Annotated in this window: 1 protein-coding gene and 1 pseudogene; one reads left to right on the plus strand and one right to left on the minus strand. The window is 59.7% G+C overall.

Features of this window, described 5'->3' with window-relative positions; genetic code table 11:
• Positions 1-1,325, minus strand: a 1,325-nt coding sequence (locus tag AC1DRJ_RS25485; RefSeq protein ID WP_477804596.1) for a transglycosylase domain-containing protein, incomplete at its 3' end; no start/stop codon positions are given.
• Between the two features lie 118 nt (positions 1,326-1,443).
• Here AC1DRJ_RS25485 and AC1DRJ_RS25490 point away from each other — a divergent pair.
• Positions 1,444-2,679, plus strand: a pseudogene (locus tag AC1DRJ_RS25490) (bifunctional aminoglycoside phosphotransferase/ATP-binding protein); the annotation flags it as partial.

Raw genomic sequence — 2,679 nt, forward strand, 5'->3', positions numbered from 1 at the left:
GCCTGGACCTCTCCGGTTTCCGGGTTGGTCACGACCATGGCCGCTTCAACTTCATCGGAACCCTTGCGACCGGAGAGACGCTTGAACGTGTCGTTGACGGAGGCTTCGGCTTTCATCTGCAGAATCGGGTCGAAGCTGGTGAAGATCCGCAGACCCTCTTCGGTCAAGTCTTCGTCGCGGTAGTCTTCGCGCAACTGGCGTTTAACCAGATCGATAAAACCCGGGAATGAGCTGTCGGCCAGCTTGCCGCGCGTTGTCACACCCAGTGGCATTTTCTTCGCGGCAGCGACCTGCTCAGCGGTGGCGACACCTTGTTGCTCAAGGACATCAAGCACCAGATTGCGCCGTTCAAGCGCCCGCTCAGGATTGCGGCGCGGGTTGTAGTAGGACGGCCCCTTGACCATCCCCACCAACATCGCAACCTGATGTAGCTTCAGTTCGGACAACGGCTGACCGAAGAAGAACTGGCTGGCCAGACCGAAACCGTGAACCGCACGCTGGCCGTCCTGACCGACGAACACTTCATTGAGGTAAGCCTCAAGAATTTCTCGTTTGTCGTAATGCAACTCTAGCAACATCGCCATCATGGCTTCGGTCAGTTTGCGCGACAGGCTGCGCTCGCTGGTCAGGTAGAAGTTCTTGACCAACTGTTGTGTCAGCGTACTGCCGCCCTGGGTCATCTTGCCGCCAGAGGTGTTGACGTAGACGGCTCGGACAATCGACTTGGGCGACACGCCCCAGTGGCTATAGAAATCCCGATCTTCTACGGCAATCAGGGTTTCCAGCAGATAAGGCGGCACCTGATCGATTTTGATCAGGATGCGGTCTTCCAGGTTTTTCGGGTAAATCCCGCCGATCATCAGCGGCTCCAGCCGCACCACCGACAGCTTCGAACCGTTGGTCGCCGAAAGCTCCGCCACGTAGTCACCGGAGAAACGCACGCGCACGGGCTGAGGTTTCTCCAGGCCTTCATAGAACTGGAAGCCACGGGTATTCAAATCGACGGTATTGCCGTTGACCGATGCAGCGCCCGGGCCATTGCTCACGCTTTCGCGTCGATAACCCAAGGCGTCGAGCTCGGTGAGGAAGTCTTCCTTGCTCAGCTTCTGGCCGGTGAACAGCTCGAGCGGGCGCGCATACACCTTGGCCGGGATGGTCCAGCGCTTGCCGGAGAATTTTTCCTGGACGATAGCATCGAGGTAAACCGCAAATCCGGCGAGCACAACGAGCCCGACCAGACTGAGTTTAAGGGCCCAGCCCAGCCACGGGCTCAGGCCCCTGGAAGGTGGTTTTTTTGGAGTGCGGGGGGATCGGGTACGAGTCATGGCGGCGGATTATACGCACTTTATTCAGACTCGACAGACGCCCTCCGAGGTTTGCGTCAGGCGGACTTGCGGCCATAATGGCGGCCTTGAATTTTCCCCAGACTCTGAAGGATCGCCTGTGAGCCAGTCCCTGATCGCCGCTCTGCAAAACCCGGCCCTCTATCCGCATCCGGTAGACGGGTTCCAGGTCATCGAAACCCATATTTCCTGGGTCATCCTCACAGGCCCCTTTGCTTATAAAGTGAAGAAGCCAGTGAATTTCGGCTTCCTCGACTTCACCAACCTCGACGCCCGCGAGCACTTTTGTGGTGAAGAACTGCGCTTGAACCAGCGCCTGACCAACGATTTGTATCTGGAAGTGTTGCCAATCACCGGCAGCGCCGAAGCACCACAACTGGGCGGTGACGGCCCGGTCGTCGATTTCGCCCTGAAAATGCGTCAATTTCCACAAAGCCAGCTGCTCAGCACCCTGCAGGCCAATGGCGAACTGACCACCGCGCACATCGACGAGATGGCCGCGCAGATCGCTCAATTCCACCTCAACGCGCCGAAAGTCCCAACCGAACACGACGCCGGCACCCCGGACAGCGTGATGGCACCGGTGCGCCAGAACTTCGAACAGATCCGCCCGTTCCTCAGCGACAAGACTGATCTGCTGCAACTCGACGCCCTGCAAGCCTGGGCCGAAAGCAGCTTTGAACGCCTCAAGCCACTGTTCGCCCAGCGCAAGGCCGAGGGTAGACCGTGGCCTGAAGTCCCTCGCACGCCGTTTCATCAGCCAATACCTGGAGCTGACCGGGGACTACCAAGGCCTTGAACTGCTGAACTTCTATAAAGCCTACCGCGCACTGGTTCGCGCCAAGGTCAGCCTGTTCAGCATGCCGGCCGAAGCCGACCCGGTGCAGCGCGCCACGACCCTGCGCCAGTACCGAAACTACGCCAACCTCGCGGAAAGCTACAGCACCATTCCTTCGCGTTTCCTGGCGATTACCCACGGCGTGTCCGCGGTCGGCAAGAGCCACGTCGCCATGCGTCTGGTCGAAGCCTTGGGGGCCATTCGCCTGCGCTCGGACGTGGAACGCAAGCGTCTGTTTGGCGAACAAACCGTAGCGAATGAACCGCAAGCCGGCATTTATAGTGCCGACGCCAGCGCCACCACCTACAGCCGTCTGCATGAGATTGCCGGAATCATCCTGCGCGCCGGTTTCCCGGTGGTGATCGATGCCACCTACCTCAAGCGCGACCAGCGCGACGGCGCGGCAAAAATCGCCGAGGCCACGGGTGCGCCGTTCCTGATCCTCGATTGCAATGCGCCGCAAGCCGTGATCGAGAGCTGGCTGGCCCTGCGCCAGGC

The organism is Pseudomonas sp. P5_B2 (assembly GCF_056400445.1).